A 22,115-nucleotide genomic window follows, 5' to 3' on the forward strand; every position below is an offset into this window, starting at 1 on the left:
AACTTTTGCTTGAGGGGGACGGGAGGAGGATTTTTGTTGGGTAGGCGCATTTATCTTCGACGAAATAAATGCGCCCCCTTTTTTGCTTTGGGCGTACGAAAACGATCAGTCTTGGTCGACCTTGATCAGGGAGAAGCTAATGTTGTTCACGGACAGGTTTTCGAGGTAGCTGAACGTCACCTTAACGTTAGGATAAGCCGCTTGAGTCAGATAATAAGTATCTGAGCCACTTCGCATCCCAAGACCACCGGGAAGCTTGACAGGGAGTTTCGACTCATTCGGTTCCCCGAGAACGTTACGCACTGAACCCCGGTTCATATGCAGCCCGAACGGTTCAGGCAATTGACCTGTATAGACCGGCTGGCCAACTGTCTGGATCAAAGTGATCATTACTTTTTTCAAGCGCTTGGAATCAGCCCAAAACCATAGCTTCACGCCAGCTGCAGGATTCTGAAGTAAATCCTCATTGTCAGGCGTGTCAAACATTGGCTTCAACGGAAGGTTAAGAATTGCACCTTCGCTGACAAGCTCACCATAGGTGCGACCAAGCCCCACCAGCCAGCCGTTTATTGTGAAAGAGTCCATCAGTACCACCCCTGATCTTCATTTACTTTGTGCAGTTTGGCACGCGCGCCCTCAAGTTCAGACTCCGAGTACCCCTCCTCTAACAGGTAAGGCTTTATTGCATCGAAATTACTCTCAACTGCTTCCCGCAGATCGCCGGCGTCCAAACGTTGCCTAGCCTTAGTATTTCTACCGCCATATGTCTCGCTAAACCTTTGATGAACCCGTGCAGGAATAGCGATGCCGCCAACACTCCTCATTAATGCTCCGATTTCATCATCATCAAGCTCTGCTTTTGCTTCCAAATAACGCTTCAAGGCGGCCTGAGAGGGCATGTGATCCACATGTAAACCGTTTCTTGGTCGTCCACTGAATGCACCGTAAGTATCTACCTCCAACGGCTTTACCGCCGGCTTGGCAAACACCAAATACAACGGCGGCACACCCGAATCAGCAGGAAACGTGATGATCGTATCCTGCCAGGTAACGTCCTCAGCATCCCGTCCCGGATAGTGCGTAATCCCCGTCTCCTGCCCCACCGGAATCGGATGCACCAGCAGGTTATCCAACCTCTCAGGGGTACCGGGATAAGGCGTCGGCGCATTCACCACCGGGCCGTTGTTCGGCGTCCAGAGGATAGAAATACCGTCCAGCACCGCCACCATCGCGCTCTTGTCGGCGCTCCATCTGGCCTGTGTTACCGGCACACGATCGGCGCCACTGCCCGGCCTTGTATGCAGGCCGTAAACCCGCATGTCCCCAGCCTCATCAAAACGAAACTGGAAGCGCACCCGGGTACTGGCAACTTGCATGCTCGCCAATTGCTCCGTGCTGTGCAGCGTTGAATCCCCGATATCCCGTGGCCAAAAAGCCAACATCACGACATTCAACGCCGAGCTGGCTCCGGCAGCGGCCCCAGTAAGTCCGCGAACAGCCCAGGCACCAAGATCCGCGCCCAGCGTTCCCGCCACACGCCCAACAACGCCACCCGTACCCGTCGAGCCCATCAGTGCGACAGCGCCAAAATTGGCTGCACGTTCAGGAGTCTCTCCTGCGGCTGTCGAACCGACCGGGACTGAAATGCAGGACTTGGCGAATACGCAGACGCTTGCCGGTGGACTCGTCATAGCCGGTGTGACGAAGCTGGAAGGCGCCAGGCTGTCAACAGGCGGCATGCTTCGTGGTGCAACACGGGGCTGCGGGGCCGGCTCAAGGCTCTGGTACATCAGGCTTTGATTGGCGATCAACGTGGGCGGGGGGCTGCATTTACACCGGCACAGATCGCCGTCCAGAGCCGTTTGGCGCCCTTCCCACGTTTGAACCAGACGAGGGCCGATGCATTCGATAACACCCAGGCTTTCGCAGGTTGGGCAGGCAACTCTGTCGCCTTCCCGGGCAATCAGCTTCCCTTCGATTTCTGCACCATCAAGGCCGGCCTTAACCACACCGCGTGCCGTGGTTTTCGCCCCGTCGGTGATGTTGTAGCGCCTCACATCTGGCTCTCTATCAAGTAGCCGGGCTGCAGAAGACCCGGGATACCGTCGCCGTCTGCGTACTCAACAATCAATACACCGGTGCTGGCAGTAACTATCTCGCCGCGCATTCGAGTATTGGAACCCAATGTTGCATAGTCATAAGTCGCTTTAACGGGACGTGCAGCTTGCCTGGCCATGGACTCGTCCACGAGGTGCTGGCCTGCTGTTTTTGCATCTTCCATTGTGCTGTCCTTTTCTGGCGCCCAAGCGGGCTCGAACACCGCGAGGGTGTTGATTCATGAGGCGTGGGATCGCGCCTGAATGACGCGCAGGGGATATTGACGAAGACCCTGAAGCCAAACAACTGACCGTTCAGCTAGGTATTTAAGGGTGCGCGAAACGTCCGACAGGTATTTAGGGTTGCCGGTGGGAAAGTCGATCTCTAGTCTTCGGGCACCGCTGCAAACGCAGCGGGCGGGCGTCGCGGCCCGAGTGAATTCAGGCGCAAAGCGCCATTGTCCGCTTTCAGTTGACGCCTTTTTATCGTCTACTGTGCGGCGCCATGGTGGCTGTGCGCGGGATACCTTCGGGTATGCCGGTTTCCTGATCCCGGTCCGCGAACCTGCGTACAGCTACCACCCCATCGCGTCGCGGCGATAAGTGGCAGCTCCATTTAATTCAGGAGCTTCACAATGATCAAACCCACACCAAACCCTCCACTCGATTCCGAAACCCACAACACCCCCGTCGTGCTGTTCACCGTCATCGACGGCATCAGCACCGAAGACCTGCTGGTCAACCTCACCGAAACACTGGCTTCGGCCCACGCCCTGACCTGCGACTTTGCTTTTGAGCTGGAAGGATCAAAACGGGAAGGCGCGCTGGGGATTGCGCAGCTGATTGAGGTAGCGCGGTTGCTGGCAGATCGGGTGCTGGATGACATTGAGCAGTCAGCGCCAATGAGGTATCGCTAACAGCATGTGGTGAGCGGGCTTGCCCCGCGCTGGGCTGCGAAGCAGACCCGGCAAAATCACTGCGCGTGTCAGGCACTATGAGGTTGCCGGTTATGGGGCTGCTGCGCAGCCCAGCGCGGGGCAAGCCCGCTCACCACAGCAAGCCCGCTCACCACAGCAAGCCCGCTCACCACAAAAAGCGAAGCGGCTGCCCGCAGGGTTGTTCAGCAACCTCAAGAATCGCGACGCAAATCCGGCGGAATTGGCAGGTCTTTGAGCGGGTCTGGACGCTTGCCCTTGCCCGCGCGGTACTGGCGGATCTGGTACACGTACGCCAGCACCTGCGCCACCGCCAGATACAACCCGGCCGGAATCTCCTGGTCGAGGTCGGTGGAATAGAAGATCGACCGCGCCAACTCCGGCGATTCCAGCAGCAAAATATCATTGGCCACCGCAATTTCACGGATTTTCAACGCGGTAAAATCACTGCCCTTGGCCAGCAACATCGGTGCCCCGCCCTTCTCCGGGTCGTACTTGAGCGCCACGGCGTAGTGCGTCGGGTTGGTGATGACCACGTCGGCGTCGGGCACCGAGGCCATCATCTTGCGCTGGGACATTTCGCGCTGCAGCTGGCGAATCCGCTGTTTGACCTCGGGGCGGCCTTCCTGGTCCTTGTGCTCGTCGCGCACTTCCTGCTTGGTCATCAGCAGCTTCTTGTGGCTTTCCCACAGCTGGATCGGCGCATCCACCGCGGCAATGATGATCAACCCGCAGGCCATCCACAGCGAACTCCAGCCCACCACTTGCACACTGTGGATGATCGCCAGTTCGATCGGCTCATGGGCGATGCGCAGCAGGTCGTCGATGTCGGATGACAATACCGTCAACGCCACGAACAGGATCAGGATGAACTTGGCCAAGGCCTTGAGCAGTTCCACCAGGGCCTTGGTGGAAAACATCCGCTTGAGCCCGGGGCCAGGGTTCATTCGGCTGAATTTGGGCGCCATGCTGCCGGCGGCAAACAGCCAGCCGCCGAGGGAAATCGGGCCGATCAAGGCGGCCAGCAGCAAGGTGATCAAGATTGGCTGCACCGCCAGGATCGCGATCTTGCCGGAGTGCAGCAGGTACAAGCCCATGGCGCCCGGGCTCAACAGCACGTCACGGGGCAGGGAGAAATTCAGGCGCATCAGCTCCATCAGGTCCAGGGCCAAGCCACCGCCGTAGATCAGCAGCCCACCGGAACCGGCGAGCATGATCGCCAGGGTATTGAGCTCTTTGGAGCGGGCAATCTCGCCCTTTTCCCGGGAGTCCTTTTTACGTTTCTCCGTGGGGTCTTCTGTTTTGTCCTGGCCACTCTCGCTCTCGGCCATGGCTTACCGCGCCCGCGCCAAGTCACGTAAGAACTGCAAGGCGTCGGTCGCCAGCGGTTGATACTGATTGAGAATGTCAGCCATGCCGACCCAGAAAATCCCCATGCCCAGCACCAGGGTCAACGGGAAACCGATAGAGAAGATGTTCAACTGCGGCGCCGCGCGGGTCATCACGCCAAAGGCGATATTGACCACCAGCAGCGCGGTGATCGCCGGCAGTACCAGCAGCAACGAAGCACCCAGCACCCAGCTCAAGCGCCCCACCAGCTCCCAGAAATGATTGACCACCAACCCGCTGCCCACCGGCAACGTGGTGAAGCTTTCGGTCATGACCTCGAACACCACCAGGTGGCCGTTCATCGCCAGGAACAGCAAGGTCACCAGCATCGTCAGGAATTGCCCGATCACCGCCACCGACACGCCGTTGGTAGGGTCGACCATGGACGCGAAGCCCATGCCCATCTGGATCGAGATGATTTGCCCGGCGATCACGAAGGCCTGGAAGAACAGCGTCAGCGAGAAGCCCAGCAAGGCGCCGATGATGATTTGCTCGGCGATCAGCATCATCGCGCTGAGGTCCAGCGCATTCACCGGCGGCATCGGCGGCAAGCCCGGCACGATGACCACGGTGATCGCCACCGCGAAGTACAGGCGAATGCGCCGCGGTACCAGGGTGGTGCCGAACACCGGCATGGTCATCAACACTGCGGTAACCCGGAACAACGGCAGGATGAACGACGCCACCCAGGTGCTGATCTGGGTGTCGGTCAACGCCAACATCGAATTCACGCGGTCAGCCGATCAACTGCGGAATACTGCCGTACAGCTGCAGGATGTATTCCATGAAGGTTTGCACCAGCCACGGGCCGGCGACGATCAGGGTGATCAGCATCACCAGCAGGCGCGGCAGGAAGCTCAGGGTCTGTTCGTTGATCTGGGTCGCGGCCTGGAACATCGCCACCAGCAGGCCCACCAACAGGCTCGGCACCACCAGCACGGCGACCATCATGGTGGTCAGCCACAGCGCTTCACGAAACAGGTCGACCGCTACTTCTGGCGTCATGTTCTATACCCCACCAAAACTGCCCGCCAGGGTGCCGATAATCAGCGCCCACCCGTCCACCAACACGAACAGCATGATCTTGAACGGCAACGAAATGATCAGCGGCGACAGCATCATCATCCCCATGGCCATCAGCACGCTCGCAACCACGAGGTCGATGATCAGGAACGGAATGAAGATCATAAAGCCGATCTGGAACGCGGTCTTCAACTCCGAGGTGACGAACGCCGGCACCAGGATGGTCAGCGGCGCCATGTCGGGGCTGGCGATGTCGGTACGCTTGGACAAGCGCACGAACAGCTCAAGGTCGCTGGAACGGGTCTGCGACAGCATGAAATCCTTGATCGGGCCTTGTGCCTTGTCGATCGCATCCTGGGCGGTCATTTTTTCTGCCAGGTACGGTTGCAGGGCTTGCTGGTTCACCTTGTCGAACACCGGCGCCATGATGAACAGCGTCAGGAACAGCGCCATGCCGGTGAGGATCTGGTTCGACGGCGTCTGCTGCAGGCCGAGGGCCTGACGCAAAATCGAGAACACGATGATGATGCGGGTGAAGCTGGTCATCAGCATCACGAACGCGGGGATGAAGCTCAGTGCGGTCATGATCAGCAGGATCTGCAGGCTGACCGAATATTCCTGCGCGCCCGCCGCGTTGGTGCCCAGGGTAATCGCCGGGATCGACAACGGGTCCGCCGCAAACGCCAACGGCGCTGCGAGCAACAGCATGAGCGTCAATAAAACGCGCATTACTTCTTATCCTTCTGATCCTTGCCCAGCAACTCCATGAGGCGCTGGGCGAATTCCGGTGTGGCCGCTTGAGTCTGGGCCACTTCCATAGGTGTCTTGAGCACGTGCAGCGGGGTGATGCGGCCGGGGGTGATGCCCAGCAGAATCTGCTCATCGCCCACTTGCACCAGCACCAGCCGGTCCCGCGGGCCCAGGGCGCGCGAACCTACCAGTTCGATAACCTGCGCATTGCCAGGGCCGATGCGCTGCACGCGGCGCAGCACCCAGGCGAGCACAAAGATCAGCCCCACCACCAGCAACAAACCCAACATCAGTTGGGTCAATTGCCCGCCCACGCCGCTGCCGAGCGCCGGTGCGGCTGCCTGGGCGACCGGCTCTGCTGCCATTACGCTCAAGGGCAGCGTGGATAACAGTCCTACCAATGAGCGCTTCATATCAACGCAACTTCTTGATGCGTTCGCTCGGGCTGATCACGTCGGTCAGGCGGATGCCGAACTTCTCGTTGACCACCACCACTTCGCCATGCGCGATCAACGTGCCGTTGACCAGCACGTCCAGCGGCTCGCCGGCCAGGCGGTCCAGCTCGATCACCGAACCCTGGTTGAGTTGCAGCAGGTTGCGGATGTTGATTTCAGTGCTGCCGACTTCCATGGAAATCGACACCGGGATGTCGAGGATCACGTCCAGGTTCGGACCGTCCAGGGTCACCGGCTCGTTGTTCTTCGGCACGCTGCCGAACTCTTCCATGGGAATGCGATTGCCGACCGGTGCAGTGGCCGCATCGGCCGCCAGCAGCGCGTCGATATCGTCCTGGCCGACATCGCCGGTTTCTTCCAGGGCAGCCGCCCACTCGTCAGCCAGGGCCTGGTCTTCGGCGGAAGTGTTTTCGTGTTCAGTAGCCATTACATGTCCTCGGCGGAGCAGAAATTAGGTTGGATCAGCGACGGTTGATCGGTTCAATCACTTGCAACGCCAGGTTGCCTTTGTGAGAACCGAGCTTGACCTTGAACGACGGCACGCCATTGGCGCGCATGATCAGTTCTTCCGGCAGGTCGACGGGAATCACATCCCCCGGCTGCATGTGCAAAATATCCCGCAAACGCAGCTGGCGACGGGCCACGGTGGCGCTCAGGGGTACGTCGACGTCCAGCAGGTCTTCGCGCAGGGCTTTCACCCAGCGTTCGTCCTGGTCGTCGAGGTCAGACTGGAAGCCAGCGTCGAGCATCTCGCGCACCGGCTCGATCATCGAGTACGGCATGGTCACGTGCAGGTCGCCGCCACCGCCATCGAGTTCGATATGGAAGGTGGAGACCACAATGGCTTCGCTGGGGCCGACGATATTGGCCATGGCCGGGTTCACTTCCGAGTTGATGTACTCGAAATTGACTTCCATGATCGCCTGCCAGGCTTCCTTCAAGTCGATGAAGGCCTGCTCCAGCACCATGCGCACCACGCGCAATTCAGTCGGGGTGAACTCACGGCCTTCGATCTTGGCGTGACGGCCGTCACCGCCGAAGAAGTTGTCCACCAGCTTGAACACCAGCTTGGCGTCGAGGATGAACAGCGCGGTACCGCGCAGCGGCTTGATCTTGACCAGGTTGAGGCTGGTGGGCACGTACAGCGAGTGCACATATTCACCGAACTTCATCACCTGCACGCCGCCCACCGCCACGTCCGCCGAGCGGCGCAGCATGTTGAACATGCTGATGCGGGTGTAACGGGCGAAACGCTCGTTGATCATTTCCAGGGTCGGCATGCGTCCACGGACGATGCGATCCTGGCTGGTCAGGTCGTAGCTTTTGACGCTGCCGGGCTCGGCAGCCATTTCGGTCTGTACCAGACCATCGTCGACGCCATGGAGCAGCGCATCGATTTCATCCTGGGACAGCAGGTCTTGCACGGCCATGTCGTGATCCTACTGCAATACGAAATTAGTGAAGAGCACCTGCTCGATCACAGGCTTGCCGACTTCCTTCTGGGCCACTTCCTGCACGCTGGCAGTGACCTTCTGGCGCAGCATTTCCTGGCCCACCGGGGTGACGAGGGTGTCGAAGCCCTGGGCGGAGAACAGCATCACCAGGTTGTTGCGAATCACGGGCATATGCACCTTGAGGGCATCCAGATCGGCCTGGTTACGCGCCAGCAGGGTAATGCTCACCTGCAGGTAGCGTTGACGGCCGTTCTGATTGAAGTTGGCGACAAACGCCGGAAGCATCGGCTCGAAGATTGCCGGTTGCTTGACGTTGGGGTTGGCCTCGGCAGTCGCTGCCGGTTTGCTGCTGGCACTGTGCATGAAGTACCAGGTAGCCCCCACGGACACGCCGATCGCCAGGATCAAGCCCAGTACAATCAGCAGGATAAGCTTGAGCTTGCCCTTGCCTGCGGGTGCTTTTGCTACGTCGTCGCTCTTCGCCATGCCAATAATCCGTCACTATTCGGGGATTCATAGTTATGCGGAAGGCAAGAGCAAGTGTTATGCCAGAGTTGTCATGAAGACTGACGAAACAGGGACGATCCCTGTGGCGAGGGAGCTTGCTCCCGTTGGGCTGCGAAGTAGCCCCAAATCAGAGAGCAAGGTTTAACCGGTGTACGGCGGCGAAAAGCTTGGGAGGGCTTCGCCCTCCAACGGGAGCAAGCTCCCTCGCCACAGGATGGCCACCAAGCTCAGATCAGGCGTAATAGTCCACGGCGCTGGAGCCGATCACCGACTGAATCACCGGCGCTGCAACTTCGGCCACTTCACCGACACCGCCGCCATCAGCCCCATCACCACGCCCGCCACTGCCGCTGACGCCGCGGGCCTGGTTCTGCTGTTGCTGGTCCTGGCCCTGCTGACCCTGCCAGCCACGGGACTGGTCGGACACGTTGACGTCAACCTGGCCCATGCCCTGCTGGGCGAACATCTCGCGCAGGCGGCCCGACTGGCTTTCCAGGGCTTCACGCACCACCGCGTGGCCGCTCATGAAGGTGACCTGCGCCTGTTGGTCGGCGGACATTTTCACACTGATGTCCAAGCGGCCCAGTTCAGCGGGCTGCAACTGGATTTCCGCCGACTTGAGATTGGCGCTGGACAGGTACATGACCCGGTTCACCACCTCATCAGTCCAGCCGCTTTGGTGCATGGCCAGCGGCGCATTGGCCACCGGCGGCAGGGCATTTGCGGTTTTCGGCGTGGCGGCCTGGGTCAGCGCGGCGAGGCGGTTGGCGAAGTCATCGACACGGGTGTCGCTGCTGGCGTCCTTCAGGTCCTTGAGACCGCCTTCGATCAGGCCGGTAAAGGCTTTGTCGCCGCCCTGGTCGGCGCTGTCCTTGGTCGCCTGCTGATCGACCATATTGGCAAGGCCGGTGGCGAAGCTCTGCGCGGCAGTCGGTTGGTCCTGGGTTGGGGCTGAAGTGTTTTTTGCCGGGGCCTGGCTGCTGGCGGAAACGTGCCCGCCTTGCTCCATGGCCAGGCGCACGGTGGGCATCGCATCCAGCGGATCGGCCTCGGGGTCGAAGGTGGGTTTGGCATCGTCCGTGGCGGCCACTGGCGGTGCCACGACTGGCTGGGTTTTGTCGTCTTTTGCCGCAGCCGGTGCCGGTGTTTCTACAGGCGCAGGCGTAACAGGGACGGGAACAGGCACCACTGCGGCCACCAGCGCCGGGTCGACAGCGGGGTCGACCGGAGGTTGCTGGGCCAGGGACGGATCGTCTGCCGGGGCATTGTCATCGGCCTTGGCGGTGGTGTCCGAGGTATCGGGTTTGGCTGGCGGGGTGGCAGGCAAAGTCTTGCCGTTATCGGCAACTGCTGGGGTGCCGGCGGCAGGCTTGTCGTTATTGGCTGCGGGCTTGGTGCTGGTGTCCGCCGGCTTGTCGCGGGGCGATTTGATGGGTGTGTCGGTGGGTTTTGCCGCAGGCGCGGGGGCCTGTTTGGCGAACACCTGAGCGAAGCCCGGGGCCTTGTCCCGCGGGTCTGCAGCGGCTACCGGCGGATTGGCCGCGGGCGCTTGAGGCTTGGCCGCAGAGGCCGCCTGAAGCAGCGAGTTCGAGGTGATTGCCATATGAAGAGTCTCCGCCGCACAGGGGTCGAGGGTGCGGTTACAGGAGGTACAGCAAGAGTTGGGCCAGCTTTGGGGTTTGGTGTGTATATCCGTTGTTTTTGTCAGGGCTGCTATTGGTTCCGCTTTTACAGCGGGTCACTTTTGAAAGGAGCCCAAAAGTAACCAAAAGGCTCTTGCCCCACCACTCGGCACCTCGCTTAGGCTCGGTGTGCCCTCACTCCGGCATTACTACGCGGGCCGCCGCGACGGGCCGTCCCTGCCCCGTCGCGGCTAAACCGGCGTCCTGCCGGTTTACCCGCTCCGTACTACCTGCGTTCGGCCAGCGTGGTTGACGGGGCGCCTAAGATCAAGATCACAAGCAGATCAAGAACACAGCGGCCTACAGGCCGGCTTGAGTGTTAAAAGCCAGATCAAAAGCTAAAGCGGGCGGGCACGGTTCAAATGTGGGAGCTGGCTTGCCTGCGATGGCATCGCCGCGGTGTGTCTGAAAAACCGAGTCGCCTGCATCGCCGGCAAGCCAGCTCCTACAGCTTTTGCTCTGGCTTTTAACACTCAAGCCGGCCTGTAGGCCGCCGTGCCCTTGATCTGCTTGTGATCTTGATCTGACTGCCCCATTCAGCCCGAGGCCGAACGCAGGGATTGAGGAGCGGGTAAACCGGCAGGACGCCGGTTTAGCCGCGACGGGCCAGGGACGGGCCGTCGCGGCGGCCCGCTTCGCGGTGCCGGAGTGAGGGAACGCCGAGCCTAGGCGAGGCGCCGACAGGCGGGGCAGAGCCATTTGCTTACTTTGGGGCTTTTCCAAAGTGAGCCGCTGTAAGAGCGGAACCCTAAGCCGCCATGACCTAAATAACGGATATGTACACCAATAGCGTCAGAGCCCAAACCGCCCCCGCTCATGCTCATACAACGGCCGCACCAGCGCGAATTCATGGTCAATCTCATCCACCAATCGCCCCAAATCCGTAACCACAGGCTTGGCCGACTTATCCTCAAGCAACTGACAAAGTTCAGCCAACCGCACAGCCCCAAGGTTACCGCTACTCCCCTTGAAGCTATGCGCAATCCGCCCCAACGCCTTGGCGTCATCCCGCGCCCTGCGCAACGCCTCGACCCGCTTTTGCGAGTCATCAAGAAACGTATCGAGCAACTTCGGATACTCGCCCTCCATGACCTCCTGCAAGCCAGTCAGCACATCGGGGTCCAGATGAATCTCTGCCACTTGTTCGCTCCTTGAATCAAGAATCGGCGGATTATGCCAGAGCCGTCCATGAAAACTCCACGCACACACACCGCCCTCCGTCAGTCCAGCCTACATCGCTGCTCAACTGCCGCACCAGGCTCAACCCCCGACCAGACAGACGGTCAACATCCAACGGCCTGCCCAACACCTTCTCCACATCAAACCCCGGCCCACTGTCCTCGATCCGCAAGGTCAGGCGACCACCCTCCCCAGTCGGCACCACATTCAGGTGCACCCGCACAAACCCGCTGCTCAACTGCGCCAACCGCTCATTACGCTCAAGGTAATAGGCAGCAAACCCCTCGGCATCCCGCTTGAGCCGCGAATCCAGCCGCAGTACGCCATGCTCCAGGGCATTGGAATACAGCTCCGCCATCACGCTATACAACGCACCGCTCTGCTCGCGCAGCCCATGAATTTCCAACAGCAGTTGCAGCAAATACGGCAAAGGGTTGTAGGACTTAAGCGTCTGGGCACGAAACTCAAAACTCACCGACCAATCCAGCGGCGAAGACTGGCCGCTGTCGGAATACACCACCGACGGCGACCGCAACGGCTCACCCGCCTGCAGGCTGATCTCCACCATGCTGATGTCATCGCGCACCTCGCCGCGAAACCCCGCCAGCGCCTGCTCGATCTCTTCAAATAAGCGGTCAGGCTCGCGGTTGGCCGCAAACACCTGCTGCAAACGCTCGGCGCCAAACAACTGCTCATGGGCATCTGCCGTATCCAGCACGCCATCCGACAGCAAAAACACCCGGTCACCCAGCGCCATCGGCCAGACTTCAGTGCGGTCATCAAACGCCTCGGCCGCCAGCACCCCCAATGGCAGGTGCCGCGACACCAGCGGCGTGCGCTTGCCCGTGGCGATGTCATGCACATAGCCCTCGGGCATGCCGCCGTTCCACACTTCCACCACCCGCCGCTGCGCGCTGAGGCACAGCAAGGTGGCGCAACAGAACATGTCTATCGGCAGGATGCGCTTGAGCTTGGCGTTCATCTCTCGCAGGGTTTGTGCCAGGCCGTAGCCCTTGGCGGTCATGCCATAGAACACTTCCGCCAGCGGCATGGCGCCGACCGCCGCCGGCAAACCATGGCCGGTAAAGTCCCCCAGCAGCACATGCATATCGCCCGACGGCGTGTAGGCCGCCAGCAGCAGGTCACCGTTGAACAACGCATAGGGCGATTGCACGTAGCGGATGTTCGGCGCGGCATTGATACAGCCAGAATGCGCGACCTTGTCGAACACCGCCTTGGCCACCCGTTGCTCCTGCAGCAGGTAGTCGTGGTGCCGGGCAATCAGGTCGCGCTGCTGCAACACGGTGGCTTGCAAACGGCGCAGGCGGTCCATGGCGTTGATCTTCGCCGCGAGGATCACCTGGTTATAGGGCTTGGCCAGGAAGTCGTCACCGCCGGCATCCAGGCATTGGGCCAGGGCTTCGCTTTCGCGCAGGGAGGTGAGAAAGATGATCGGCACCAGCGCCTCACCCGCCAGTTGCTTGATCTGCCGCGCCGCCTCGAAGCCGTCCATCACCGGCATCAGCGCGTCCATCAACACCAACTGTGGGCGTTCGCGGGTGAACACTTCCACGGCCTCTTCGCCGTTGCTGGCGGTTATTACCTGGTGGCCCTGGCGGCGCACGATGGTCGACAGCAACAGCAGGTCGGCAGCGCTGTCTTCGGCAATCAACACCGTCAGCGCTTCAAGCACCGGGGCCAGGACGCTCAAGTGAGGTCGAACAATTTGTCGAAGTTGGAAATGGCGAGGATCTTGCGCACGTCAGAGTTGCTGTTGACCACCTGCACCTCGGCATTGTCGCCACCGGCATGGTCGCGCAGCAGCAGGAGCATGCCCAGGGCCGAGCTGTCCATGTAGGTGGTTTCTTTCAGGTCCACTACGTAGGTTTCCGGCACCTTGTAAAACCGCTCGTAGGCATCACGAAAGGCCTGGTGGCTACCGAAATCGAATCGCCCCCTGACAGTAATCGTCAACTTCGTCCCGTCCAGGGACACTTCTGATTCGACTGGCATACGACTGCTTCCTTGTCATTGGCAATGTGCAACAAGGTTTAGCAGGTGATGGGGCAGTGGGCAAATCCATGTAGGAGCGAGCTTGCTCGCGAAGAACGCAAGACCAGCGCGTAAATCCTGATTGCCCCGCGTTATCGTTGACGACCTTCGCGAGCAAGCTCGCTCCCACAGGGGCTGCGGCGTTGTTAATAGGGGCTTTGGCGGGGAAGACGCTGGGACAGTTCATCGAGCAACTTCTGCTCGCGCTTGTCTTCCAGCGCGCGGGCTTCGTCGATGTAGCGCTGCACCAGTTTGCGCAGGCCTTCGACCCGGGCGTAGGCCTGTTGCCAGCTGTCGCGGGCCTTGTCGACGTTGGCCTGGTGCCAGGCCAGGCTCTGGCGCTGCTGGCCGACGGCGGTTTCCAACTGGTTGAGAAAGCCCTGGTAGCCCATCAGCCATTGGCCGGAGACGCCCTTGCTGCCACGCTCGATCCACTGCTGCTGGTACTCGCCGCGAAAGCGCTCCAGGTCGCCCAGTTTGCTTTCTGCCAGGCGAACCTGGCCCTGGAAGTAACCCAGGCGCTGGACGGCGGTTTTTTCGGCTTTTTCGGCCATGTCCACCACCGGGGCAAGGCGTGCGGCGCGGGTGTTGGCCATGGTTTATCCGCCTGGCGCCGGCGCGAAGATCGTGCCCAGGTGTGCCTCGCTTTCACCCATACTGATCTTGTCGTTGAGGCCCTGGCGCAGGTAAGTCACCAGTTGCGGTTGCAGGGCAATCGCCAGGTCGGTCTCGCGATCACCGCCGGCCACATAGGCGCCGACGCTGATCAGGTCGCGGCTCTGTTGATAGCGCGACCACAGTTGCTTGAACTGCTGCGCACGCATCATGTGCTCAGGCGTGACCACCGACGGCATCACCCGGCTGATGGAGGCTTCGATATCGATGGCCGGGTAGTGCCCTTCCTCGGCCAAGCGCCGCGACAGCACGATGTGCCCGTCGAGCACGCCCCGCGCCGAGTCGGCAATCGGGTCCTGCTGGTCATCGCCTTCGGACAGCACGGTGTAGAACGCGGTGATCGAACCACCACCGGCTTCGGCATTACCGGCACGTTCCACCAGCTTGGGCAGCTTGGCGAACACCGACGGCGGGTAGCCCTTGGTGGCCGGGGGCTCGCCGATGGCCAGGGCGATTTCCCGCTGGGCCTGGGCGAAACGGGTCAGGGAGTCCATCAGCAACAGAACGTTTTTACCCTTGTCGCGAAAATATTCGGCGATGCGCGTGCAGTACATCGCGGCACGCAGGCGCATCAGCGGCGCGTCATCCGCCGGTGAGGCGACTACGACTGAACGCTTGAGGCCTTCTTCGCCGAGGCTGTGCTCGATGAATTCCTTCACCTCGCGGCCCCGCTCGCCGATCAGCCCGACCACGATGATGTCGGCCTCGGTGAAGCGGGTCATCATGCCCAGCAGCACCGATTTACCCACGCCGGTACCGGCAAACAGGCCCAGGCGCTGACCGCGGCCCACCGTCAATAAACCGTTGATGCTGCGGATGCCCACGTCCAGCGGCACGCTGATGGGGTTGCGCTTGAGCGGGTTGATGGTCGGGCCGTCCATCGGCACCCAGTCTTCGGCCTTCATGCCGCCCTTGCCGTCGAGGGCGCGCCCGGCGCCATCGAGTACGCGACCGAGCATGCTCATGCCCATGGGCAGGCGGCCGGTGTCGGCCAACGGCACCACGCGGGCGCCGGGTGCAATGCCGGCGACACTGCCGACGGGCATCAGGAAGACTTTGCTGCCGGAGAAGCCCATCACTTCGGCTTCGACCTGCACCGGGTGGTAGCTGTCGTCGTTGATCACCATGCAGCGGCTGCCCATGGCGGCGCGCAGGCCTTCGGCTTCCAGGGTCAGGCCGACCATGCGCAGCAGGCGGCCCTCCAGGATCGGCTGGCCCGGCAACTCGGTGACTTCGGCATAGCCACCCAGGCGCTTGGCAAAGCTGGTGCGATCAAGGCGCATCGGGGGTATCCAGCTCGACGCTCAGGTCTGGCTCTGCCGGGTGTAGCGCCTGCTCGTGCAACTGGTCAAACAGCTTGGCCATGATTTGGGTGATGCGCGTCTCCACCGTGGCGTCGATACGGCTGTGTTCGGTCTCCACCCGGCAGCCACCGGGCAGCAGCGCGACGTCTTCGACAATGCGCCAGGTTTCTTCATGGCGCTCGCGCAGGGCTTTGACCTGTTCGAAATCCTGCGGGTTGATGTACAGCCGCACGTTGCCGACGCCCAAAGGCAGCAGCTTGAGGGCTTCGCGCATCACGCTTTCGATTTGCGTGGAGTCCAGGGCCAGCTCGCGCTGAATCACCTGGCGGGTGATGTGCTCCACCAGCCCGACCATGGCTTTTTCGATCTGCGAATCCTGCTCGGCGATAGGCTCGAACAGGCTGCCCATCAGGGTTTCCAGGCTGGCGAGCTTGACGCTCAGGGCCGCCTCGGCTTCCTGGCGAACCTTGAGCGTGGTGCTGCGAAAACCGTCTTTTTCGCCGGTGGAAAAGCCCTCGTTGTAGGCTTCCTGGCGAATGCTTTCGAGCTCTTCGAGGGTCAGTGGCTGGACTTCTTCCAGCGGCACTTCTTCCATTTCGGCCGGGGTTTCTTCTACCGGCGCGGGCTCAGGCTCCGGACGATGCGGGTCGAAACTGGGCAGCGACCAGACGTCGAACCCTCCGACGTCCCGTGCGCGAATCAGATCGCTGGGCGTCTCATCTTTGTTCGACATGCGCGGCGCCTTAAATCATTTCTTCGCCGCCCTTCCCACCGAGAACGATTTCTCCGGCTTCGGCCATACGGCGGGCAATGGTGAGGATCTCTTTCTGCGCAGTTTCCACGTCGCTGACGCGCACCGGGCCCTTGGCCTCCAGGTCGTCGCGCAACAGTTCGGAAGCCCGCTTGGACATGTTCTTGAAGATCTTTTCCTTGACGCCTTCGTCCGAGCCCTTGAGGGCCAGCACCAACACATCGGAGGACACTTCACGCAGCAACGCCTGGATACCACGGTCGTCGACGTCGGAGAGGTTGTTGAACACAAACATCAGGTCTTCGATCTGCACCGACAGGCTGTCGTCGATCTCGCGGATCGAGTCCATCAACTGGCCTTCCACCGAGCTGTCGAGGAAGTTCATGATGTCGGCCGCACGTTTGATGCCGCCCAGAGTGGTACGCGACGCGTTGGAGTTGCCCGAGAACTGCTTCTCGAGAATCGTGTTCAATTCTTTCAAGGCTGCCGGCTGCACGGTGTTCAGCGAGGAGACGCGCAGGATGATGTCCAGGCGCACCTTGTGGTCGAAATGGCCGAGCACTTCACCGGCCTGGTCAGGGTCCAGGTACGCCACCACGATCGCCTGGATCTGCGGGTGTTCGTAGCGGATCACGTCGGCCACGGCGCGCGGCTCCATCCACTTGAGGCTGTCGAGGCCGCTGGTATTGCCGCCCAGCAGGATGCGGTCGATCAGGCCGTTGGCCTTGTCTTCGCCAAGGGCCGAGGTGAGCATCTTGCGAATGTAGCTGTCGGAGCCGACACCCAGGCTGGTCTGGTCGCCGACGATCTCGACGAACTCGCTCATCACCTGCTCGACTTGCTCGCGGTGCACATTGCGCATTTGCGCCATGGCCACGCCCACTCGCTGAACCTCTTTGGGGCCCATGTGGCGCAGCACTTGGGCGGCGTCGGTTTCTCCCAGGGACAGCAACAGCACGGCGGCTTTGTCGACCCGGGAGAGTTTGGCTACAGCGACTCGAGCATCACTCATCTGCGTTAATCCACTCTTTCACGACCTGGGCCACACGCCCCGGGTCTTCGGCCACCAGGCTCTTGATTGCGTTCAACTGAGCGTCATAACCCTCGCTCGGGCTCGGCAACAGAATGCTTTGCGGGCCACCAAGGCTTACGCGGTCGTTGGCCAGTTCGCCATCGAGGCCGCCCATGCCACCCAACTCGACGTCGCCACCGGCCAGGGCCAGCTGCTTTTTGCCGTGGCCGGTGATGTTGTTGAGCACTGGGCGCAGCACGCCGAACACCAGCACCAGGATGAACAGCACTCCCAGCACTTGCTTGACGATGTCCCAGAACCACGGCTGAGTATAGAACGCTGCCTCGGCGATGACTTCGCCACGCTCGGCGGAGAACGGCATATTGATCACGCTGACGCTGTCGCCACGGCTGGCATCGAAGCCCACCGCGTCCTGCACCAGCCGGGTGAAGCGCGCCAATTCATCGGCGCTCCACGGGGCACGGGTGACGGCGCCGTCTGCGGCGTTGATCTTGACCTGGTCATCGACAACCACCGACACCGACAGGCGGTTGATCCGGCCCTGTTGCTGCTTGGTGTGGCTGATGGAGCGGTCAAGCTCGAAGTTCTTGGTGGACTGGTTGCGCTTGTCTGCCGGGTACGGCGCGAGCATTGGCTGGCCGGTGGCCGGGTCCATGATCTGCTGACCGTTGGCGTCCAGCAGCGGCTGGCCAGGTTGCACCGCGCCTGCGGTAGCGGCAGCGCCACCGGTGGTTTGCGGAGCGGTGGCCGGGGCCGGCGGCTGGTTGCTCAGGGCACCCGGCACGCCTTGCGGGCCATTGCTGGCGGTGCGTTGCTCGGTGGTCGATTGCTCGCTGCGCAGCGCCGGTTGGTCCGGATTGAACTGCTCGGAGGTCGATTCGACGGCGCTGAAGTCCACGTCGGCCGACACTTCAGCCTTGTAGCGGTCGTTGCCCAACACCGGTTGCAGGATGTTATGCACGCGCTGGGTCAGCATGCTTTCCATACGGCGGCTGTAGTCGAACTGCTTGCCGGCCATGGTCAGCGAGGAGTTTTCCGCGAGGTCCGACAGCAGGTTGCCCTTCTGGTCGACCACGGTGATTTGCGACTTGCTCAATTCGGGAACGCTGGTGGCCACCAGGTTGATGATCGCCAACACCTGGCCAGGCTCAAGCGAGCGGCCGGAAAACAGTTCAACCAGTACCGAGGCGCTGGGCTTGCGTTCATCGCGCACAAACACCGAGCTTTTCGGAATTGCCAGGTGCACACGGGCGCCCTTGACGTTGTTCAACGCAGAGATGGTACGCGCCAGTTCGCCTTCCAGGCCGCGACGGTAGCGGGTGGCTTCCATGAACTGGCTGGTGCCCAGGCCCTGGTCCTTGTCGAGGATTTCAAAGCCGATATTCGCGTCGGACGGGGTCACGCCGGCCGCCGCCAGTTTCATCCGCGCACGGGCCACATCATCGGCCTTGACCAACAGGGCGCCGGAATTCGGTTCGACGGTGTAGGCAATGTCTGCCGCCGCCAGGGTTTCCATGATCTGCTTGGAATCCATGCCCGCCAGGCTGCCGTACAGCGGGCGGTAATCCGGTTGCTGGGACCACAGCACCACGGCAAAACCAATCGCCACGCTGGCAGCCAGGCCGACCATCAGGCCCACCTGACGCAACATGGTCATCTCGGAGAGGTTTTCCAGGAACGACAGCCCGAACAGCGGCGGCTTGCCGTCTGCCTTGGCGGGTGCGTTATCCACGACTGCTTCTGCCATGACTCAAATCGTCCTTAAACCGGCATCTGCATGATGTCTTGATAGGCTTGAACCAGCTTGTTACGCACCTGGGTCAAGGCCTGGAATGAAACGCTGGCTTTTTGCGAGGCGACCATCACGTCGGTGAGGTCCACGCCGCTTTTGCCGATCTCGAAGGCGGTCGCCAACTGATTGGATGCCTGCTGGGTATCGCTGACTTTGTTGATGGCCTGGCCGAGCATGTCGGCAAAGTTGCTCTGGCCCAATTCCGGTACGGCTTGCGCGGCGGATTTCGGTTGAGCCATGGCATCCATTTGCATGGACCGCATATCCAACATCAACCGATTGAACTCAACACCTTGGCTCATGAACTTCTCTCTCCGACGACCCGCAATTTTTTGACACTACGCAGCGGTTACTGGGGTGGTAGCAACAAGGGTGCCAGCTCCGTGGCAATTCGTAAGAAAAGGCGACTAACCCTGTCGGCTTCGAGAATTTTCAGGTGGCGTAGAGGTAGGCTTCCACGTCCATGCCGGCATCGCGCATTTGTGCCAGCTTGTAGCGCAAGGTGCGCGGGCTGATGCCCAGGCGCTCGGCGGCTTCTTTGCGGCGCCCGCGCTCGGAGCGCAGGGTGTCGATGATCATCTGGAATTCGCGGCGGCGCAGGTCGTCGCCCAAGGCACCGGCCGACTCGGCAGGCGCGGCGTCAACCTGCGAAGCCGCAGCCAGGCTCGGCAACGGCGCTGCGCCCGTGCCCATGGCCAGGCAGAAATCCTGAGGCTGGATCAGGCCGCCCTGCTGCAAGATCAGCGCACGCTGGATCGCGTTGTCCAGTTCCCGCACGTTGCCGGGCCATGGGTAGCTGATCAGGCAGGCCTGGGCATCGGCCGACAGGCGCGCCTGGGCATGCTTCATTTTATTGACGTGCTTGCCCAGCAGGCGCTCGGCCAGCGGGATGATATCGGCCGGGCGCTCGCGCAACGGGCGCCAGGCCAACGGGAACACCGAGAGCCGGTAGAACAGATCTTCACGGAAGCGCCCCGCCGCCACTTCGCCCGCCAGGTCGCGGTTGGTGGTGGCGACCACGCGAATGTCCAACTGGATCGGCTTGCGTGCGCCCACCCGCTCTACTTCGCGCTCCTGCAATACCCGCAGCAATTTGGCTTGCAGGCCCAGGGGCATTTCGGAGATTTCGTCGAGCAGGATGGTGCCGCCGTCAGCTTGTTCAAACTTGCCGGCTTGCGCCGCGATGGCGCCGGTGAACGAGCCTTTTTCATGGCCGAACAAGGTGGCTTCGAGCATGTTGTCGGGGATCGCAGCGCAGTTGATCGCAATGAACGGCTGGCTGGCGCGGCGGGATTGCTGGTGAATATAACGCGCCAACACTTCCTTGCCGGTGCCCGACTCGCCGGAAATCAACACCGTGGAATCACTGCGGGCGACACGGGCTGCCAGTTCCAGCAATTGCGCACTGGCCGGCTCGAACGCAATCGGGCCTTCGCCATCGGCAGCGCCCGCCGTGCCAAGGGCATGCCGGGCAACCAGCTCGATCAAGGCTTTGGGTTCGAAAGGTTTGACCAGGTAATCCGCAGCGCCCTGGCGCATGGCATCGACGGCGCGTTCCACGGCACCGTGGGCGGTCATCAGCAGCACCGGCAATTGCGGCTGGCGCGCACGTAACAGGCCGAGCAATTGGTGGCCGTCCATGCCCGGCATGTTCACGTCGCTGACCACCAGGCTGAAGGACTCATGCTCCACCGCGTCCAAGGCCTCTTCGGCAGAACCGACCGCCCGGTAGTCATGGCCCGCCAGCAACAGCGTGTCAGCCAATGCTTCACGCAGGGCGCGATCGTCTTCAACCAATAGAACCTTGATAGCCATGACTTTTTACTCCGCGCTGAGGGCGCATGAAAACAGCGGCAGCGTGATCAACGCGCACGTGCCGCGACCCAACCGGGAATGCAGCTGCAATTCTCCCTGATGCGCGCGGGCGACCGCCTTGACCACGGTCAGGCCCAGGCCGGTACCGTTGGTCTTGGTGGTAAAAAAAGGCTCGCCGAGGCGTTGCAGCACCACCGGGTCAATCCCGCTGCCGCTGTCGCTGATACTCAGGCGCAGGGTGTTGCCACGGTTGTACAGGTGCACTTTGAGTCGTGCGCCGGGGCCGCTGGCCTGGGTCGCGTTTTCGATCAGGTTGAGCAGCGCGCCCACCAGGGTGTCGCGATTGCACAGCAACTCGCCGAGGTGGCTGTCGCACTGCCAACGGACTGACGCTTCCTGGACATGCGTCGCGGCGGCGGCTTGCAAAGACTGCATCAATGCGGCCGGGGTAACGCGATCGGTCAGCGGCAATTCGCCGCGGGCAAACACCAGCATGTCGCGCACCTGATGCTCCAGCTCGTGCAGGCGCTCCTTGAGGCGCCCGGCAAACCGCTGGTGAGTGGCCGTGGGCAATGTTTCGTCAGTCAAATGACTGGCGTATATCAATGCGGCGGAAAGCGGCGTGCGAATCTGATGCGCCAGGGAAGCGACCATCCGCCCGAGCGATGACAAGCGCTCATGCCGTGCCAACTGATCTTGCAGATGACGGGTTTCAGTCAGGTCGTTGAGCAACACCAACTGGCCCGGCTCGGCATCCAGGGAACGGGTGGCGATGGACAGGCGACGCCCGTCCTTGAGGGAGATTTCGTGGCCATCGTCTTCTCGCGGCGCAAAGCAGCGGGTAATGACTTCGCGCCACAGTTCGCCTTCGAGTGGCAGGCCGAGCATGTCGCACGCTGCCGGGTTGGCTTCGCGCACGCGGCCCTGGTCGTCGATGACGATCACGCCACCGGGCAGCAGGTCGAGGAGATTTTGCAGACGGTTGGCCAGGCGCTCTTTTTCCGCCAGCTCTTCCATGCGCTGGGCACTGACCACCGCCAATTCGCCTTTGAGCTCGCAAACCCGGGCCTCCAACAGGCTGTAGGAGTCCGTCAACTGGCTCGACATCTGGTTGAACAGGGAGAACGCCTGTTCAAGCCCAAGGCGACTGATCTGCTCTACGGAGGGGGCAGGCCCCTGAATATCAGGGACCGAAGATAGTTGGGCGGCGTGGGGCATCATGC

24 protein-coding genes are annotated in these 22,115 nt (G+C 61.4%); 1 reads left to right on the forward strand and 23 read right to left on the reverse strand.

Annotated features, from left to right (window positions below; genetic code table 11):
- Positions 1 to 105: 105 nt before the first annotated feature.
- The 3 genes from RGV33_RS24210 to RGV33_RS24220 are packed head-to-tail and all read right to left on the reverse strand — an operon-like array spanning position 106 to position 2,281.
- Entirely contained in the window at positions 106 to 585 is a 480-nt protein-coding gene (locus tag RGV33_RS24210) for a DUF6392 family protein (protein ID WP_322146630.1), read from the reverse strand.
- Positions 585 to 2,057, reverse strand: a complete 1,473-nt coding sequence (locus RGV33_RS24215; protein ID WP_322146632.1) for an S-type pyocin domain-containing protein — start codon at positions 2,055 to 2,057, stop codon at positions 585 to 587. Before RGV33_RS24215 ends, RGV33_RS24210 begins: the two co-directional genes overlap by 1 nt.
- A complete protein-coding gene (locus RGV33_RS24220) occupies positions 2,054 to 2,281 on the reverse strand; it encodes a hypothetical protein (protein WP_322146634.1) in 228 nt (75 codons plus the stop codon). The genes RGV33_RS24215 and RGV33_RS24220 overlap by 4 nt, the downstream gene beginning before the upstream one ends.
- A 450-nt stretch (positions 2,282 to 2,731) precedes the next feature.
- Between RGV33_RS24220 and RGV33_RS24225 the strand changes: the two genes are divergently transcribed.
- A complete protein-coding gene (locus RGV33_RS24225) occupies positions 2,732 to 3,013 on the forward strand; it encodes a DUF6124 family protein (RefSeq protein ID WP_322146636.1) in 282 nt (93 codons plus the stop codon).
- Between the two features lie 212 nt (positions 3,014 to 3,225).
- On the opposite strand, the gene flhB is transcribed toward RGV33_RS24225, so the two are convergent.
- From flhB to RGV33_RS24325, 20 genes are all read right to left on the reverse strand, one after another.
- Positions 3,226 to 4,362, reverse strand: a complete 1,137-nt coding sequence (gene flhB, locus RGV33_RS24230) for a flagellar biosynthesis protein FlhB (RefSeq protein ID WP_177043040.1) — start codon at positions 4,360 to 4,362, stop codon at positions 3,226 to 3,228.
- 3 nt (positions 4,363 to 4,365) lie between these two features.
- Entirely contained in the window at positions 4,366 to 5,142 is a 777-nt protein-coding gene (gene fliR / locus RGV33_RS24235; protein ID WP_003214551.1) for a flagellar biosynthetic protein FliR, read from the reverse strand.
- A gap of 13 nt (positions 5,143 to 5,155) precedes the next feature.
- A complete protein-coding gene (fliQ, locus tag RGV33_RS24240) occupies positions 5,156 to 5,425 on the reverse strand; it encodes a flagellar biosynthesis protein FliQ (protein WP_003214552.1) in 270 nt (89 codons plus the stop codon).
- A gap of 3 nt (positions 5,426 to 5,428) precedes the next feature.
- Positions 5,429 to 6,172: a flagellar type III secretion system pore protein FliP gene (fliP, locus tag RGV33_RS24245; RefSeq protein WP_322146640.1), complete on the reverse strand. Its 744-nt coding sequence runs from the start codon at positions 6,170 to 6,172 to the stop codon at positions 5,429 to 5,431.
- A complete protein-coding gene (gene fliO / locus RGV33_RS24250; protein ID WP_322146642.1) occupies positions 6,172 to 6,606 on the reverse strand; it encodes a flagellar biosynthetic protein FliO in 435 nt (144 codons plus the stop codon). The genes fliP and fliO overlap by 1 nt, the downstream gene beginning before the upstream one ends.
- A 1-nt stretch (position 6,607) precedes the next feature.
- Positions 6,608 to 7,075, reverse strand: coding sequence for a flagellar motor switch protein FliN (gene fliN / locus RGV33_RS24255; RefSeq protein WP_010166093.1), 468 nt, complete (start codon positions 7,073 to 7,075; stop codon positions 6,608 to 6,610).
- Positions 7,076 to 7,109: 34 nt separating this feature from the next.
- Positions 7,110 to 8,078 carry a flagellar motor switch protein FliM gene (gene fliM, locus RGV33_RS24260; protein WP_003214559.1) on the reverse strand — a complete coding sequence of 323 codons (969 nt, stop codon included), beginning with the start codon at positions 8,076 to 8,078 and terminating at the stop codon, positions 7,110 to 7,112.
- A 9-nt stretch (positions 8,079 to 8,087) separates the two neighbouring features.
- Positions 8,088 to 8,588, reverse strand: coding sequence for a flagellar basal body-associated protein FliL (gene fliL / locus RGV33_RS24265; RefSeq protein WP_322146644.1), 501 nt, complete (start codon positions 8,586 to 8,588; stop codon positions 8,088 to 8,090).
- A gap of 253 nt (positions 8,589 to 8,841) precedes the next feature.
- Complete coding sequence (locus tag RGV33_RS24270) at positions 8,842 to 10,212, reverse strand: flagellar hook-length control protein FliK (RefSeq protein ID WP_322146646.1); 1,371 nt, start codon at positions 10,210 to 10,212, stop codon at positions 8,842 to 8,844.
- An 871-nt stretch (positions 10,213 to 11,083) separates the two neighbouring features.
- Positions 11,084 to 11,431, reverse strand: a complete 348-nt coding sequence (locus RGV33_RS24275) for an Hpt domain-containing protein (RefSeq protein ID WP_322146648.1) — start codon at positions 11,429 to 11,431, stop codon at positions 11,084 to 11,086.
- A 31-nt stretch (positions 11,432 to 11,462) separates the two neighbouring features.
- Positions 11,463 to 13,181 carry an ATP-binding SpoIIE family protein phosphatase gene (locus tag RGV33_RS24280; RefSeq protein WP_322146650.1) on the reverse strand — a complete coding sequence of 573 codons (1,719 nt, stop codon included), beginning with the start codon at positions 13,179 to 13,181 and terminating at the stop codon, positions 11,463 to 11,465.
- Positions 13,178 to 13,483, reverse strand: coding sequence for an STAS domain-containing protein (locus tag RGV33_RS24285; protein WP_322146652.1), 306 nt, complete (start codon positions 13,481 to 13,483; stop codon positions 13,178 to 13,180). The genes RGV33_RS24280 and RGV33_RS24285 overlap by 4 nt, the downstream gene beginning before the upstream one ends.
- Positions 13,484 to 13,668: 185 nt before the next feature.
- A complete protein-coding gene (gene fliJ, locus RGV33_RS24290; RefSeq protein WP_322146654.1) occupies positions 13,669 to 14,118 on the reverse strand; it encodes a flagellar export protein FliJ in 450 nt (149 codons plus the stop codon).
- A gap of 3 nt (positions 14,119 to 14,121) precedes the next feature.
- Positions 14,122 to 15,480 (reverse strand): flagellar protein export ATPase FliI, encoded by a 1,359-nt coding sequence (gene fliI, locus RGV33_RS24295; protein WP_087694334.1) that lies wholly within the window; start codon positions 15,478 to 15,480, stop codon positions 14,122 to 14,124.
- On the reverse strand, positions 15,470 to 16,234 hold the full coding sequence (fliH, locus tag RGV33_RS24300) for a flagellar assembly protein FliH (protein WP_322146656.1): 765 nt from the start codon (positions 16,232 to 16,234) through the stop codon (positions 15,470 to 15,472). The genes fliI and fliH overlap by 11 nt, the downstream gene beginning before the upstream one ends.
- 10 nt (positions 16,235 to 16,244) lie before the next feature.
- Positions 16,245 to 17,264 (reverse strand): flagellar motor switch protein FliG, encoded by a 1,020-nt coding sequence (gene fliG, locus RGV33_RS24305; protein WP_177043031.1) that lies wholly within the window; start codon positions 17,262 to 17,264, stop codon positions 16,245 to 16,247.
- Entirely contained in the window at positions 17,257 to 19,032 is a 1,776-nt protein-coding gene (gene fliF, locus RGV33_RS24310) for a flagellar basal-body MS-ring/collar protein FliF (protein ID WP_322146658.1), read from the reverse strand. Before fliF ends, fliG begins: the two co-directional genes overlap by 8 nt.
- Before the next feature lie 14 nt (positions 19,033 to 19,046).
- Positions 19,047 to 19,379, reverse strand: coding sequence for a flagellar hook-basal body complex protein FliE (fliE, locus tag RGV33_RS24315; protein WP_322146660.1), 333 nt, complete (start codon positions 19,377 to 19,379; stop codon positions 19,047 to 19,049).
- A gap of 130 nt (positions 19,380 to 19,509) precedes the next feature.
- Positions 19,510 to 20,892, reverse strand: a complete 1,383-nt coding sequence (locus RGV33_RS24320) for a sigma-54 dependent transcriptional regulator (protein WP_322146662.1) — start codon at positions 20,890 to 20,892, stop codon at positions 19,510 to 19,512.
- A 6-nt stretch (positions 20,893 to 20,898) separates the two neighbouring features.
- The gene (locus RGV33_RS24325) at positions 20,899 to 22,110 is read right to left on the reverse strand and encodes a sensor histidine kinase (protein ID WP_322148732.1); all 1,212 of its coding nucleotides are present in this window, start codon (positions 22,108 to 22,110) and stop codon (positions 20,899 to 20,901) included.
- Between the last annotated feature and the right edge of the window lie 5 nt (positions 22,111 to 22,115).

The sequence above is a fragment of the Pseudomonas sp. Bout1 genome, assembly GCF_034314165.1.
Classification (GTDB): Bacteria; Pseudomonadota; Gammaproteobacteria; order Pseudomonadales; family Pseudomonadaceae; genus Aquipseudomonas.

Coding starts and splice junctions, on each gene's coding strand:
- fliQ (WP_003214552.1), bottom strand. CDS start 5,425: ATGACGCCAGAAGTAGCGGTCGACCTGTTTCGTGAAGCGCTGTGGCTG.
- fliG (WP_177043031.1), bottom strand. CDS start 17,264: ATGAGTGATGCTCGAGTCGCTGTAGCCAAACTCTCCCGGGTCGACAAA.
- fliR (WP_003214551.1), bottom strand. CDS start 5,142: ATGTTGGCGTTGACCGACACCCAGATCAGCACCTGGGTGGCGTCGTTC.
- fliH (WP_322146656.1), bottom strand. CDS start 16,234: ATGTCGAACAAAGATGAGACGCCCAGCGATCTGATTCGCGCACGGGAC.
- RGV33_RS24320 (WP_322146662.1), bottom strand. CDS start 20,892: ATGGCTATCAAGGTTCTATTGGTTGAAGACGATCGCGCCCTGCGTGAA.
- fliL (WP_322146644.1), bottom strand. CDS start 8,588: ATGGCGAAGAGCGACGACGTAGCAAAAGCACCCGCAGGCAAGGGCAAG.
- RGV33_RS24325 (WP_322148732.1), bottom strand. CDS start 22,110: ATGCCCCACGCCGCCCAACTATCTTCGGTCCCTGATATTCAGGGGCCT.
- fliM (WP_003214559.1), bottom strand. CDS start 8,078: ATGGCCGTGCAAGACCTGCTGTCCCAGGATGAAATCGATGCGCTGCTC.
- fliN (WP_010166093.1), bottom strand. CDS start 7,075: ATGGCTACTGAACACGAAAACACTTCCGCCGAAGACCAGGCCCTGGCT.
- fliP (WP_322146640.1), bottom strand. CDS start 6,172: ATGCGCGTTTTATTGACGCTCATGCTGTTGCTCGCAGCGCCGTTGGCG.
- RGV33_RS24210 (WP_322146630.1), bottom strand. CDS start 585: ATGGACTCTTTCACAATAAACGGCTGGCTGGTGGGGCTTGGTCGCACC.
- fliF (WP_322146658.1), bottom strand. CDS start 19,032: ATGGCAGAAGCAGTCGTGGATAACGCACCCGCCAAGGCAGACGGCAAG.
- fliJ (WP_322146654.1), bottom strand. CDS start 14,118: ATGGCCAACACCCGCGCCGCACGCCTTGCCCCGGTGGTGGACATGGCC.
- RGV33_RS24270 (WP_322146646.1), bottom strand. CDS start 10,212: ATGGCAATCACCTCGAACTCGCTGCTTCAGGCGGCCTCTGCGGCCAAG.
- RGV33_RS24285 (WP_322146652.1), bottom strand. CDS start 13,483: ATGCCAGTCGAATCAGAAGTGTCCCTGGACGGGACGAAGTTGACGATT.
- fliO (WP_322146642.1), bottom strand. CDS start 6,606: ATGAAGCGCTCATTGGTAGGACTGTTATCCACGCTGCCCTTGAGCGTA.
- RGV33_RS24220 (WP_322146634.1), bottom strand. CDS start 2,281: ATGGAAGATGCAAAAACAGCAGGCCAGCACCTCGTGGACGAGTCCATG.
- flhB (WP_177043040.1), bottom strand. CDS start 4,362: ATGGCCGAGAGCGAGAGTGGCCAGGACAAAACAGAAGACCCCACGGAG.
- fliI (WP_087694334.1), bottom strand. CDS start 15,480: ATGCGCCTTGATCGCACCAGCTTTGCCAAGCGCCTGGGTGGCTATGCC.
- RGV33_RS24225 (WP_322146636.1), top strand. CDS start 2,732: ATGATCAAACCCACACCAAACCCTCCACTCGATTCCGAAACCCACAAC.
- fliE (WP_322146660.1), bottom strand. CDS start 19,379: ATGAGCCAAGGTGTTGAGTTCAATCGGTTGATGTTGGATATGCGGTCC.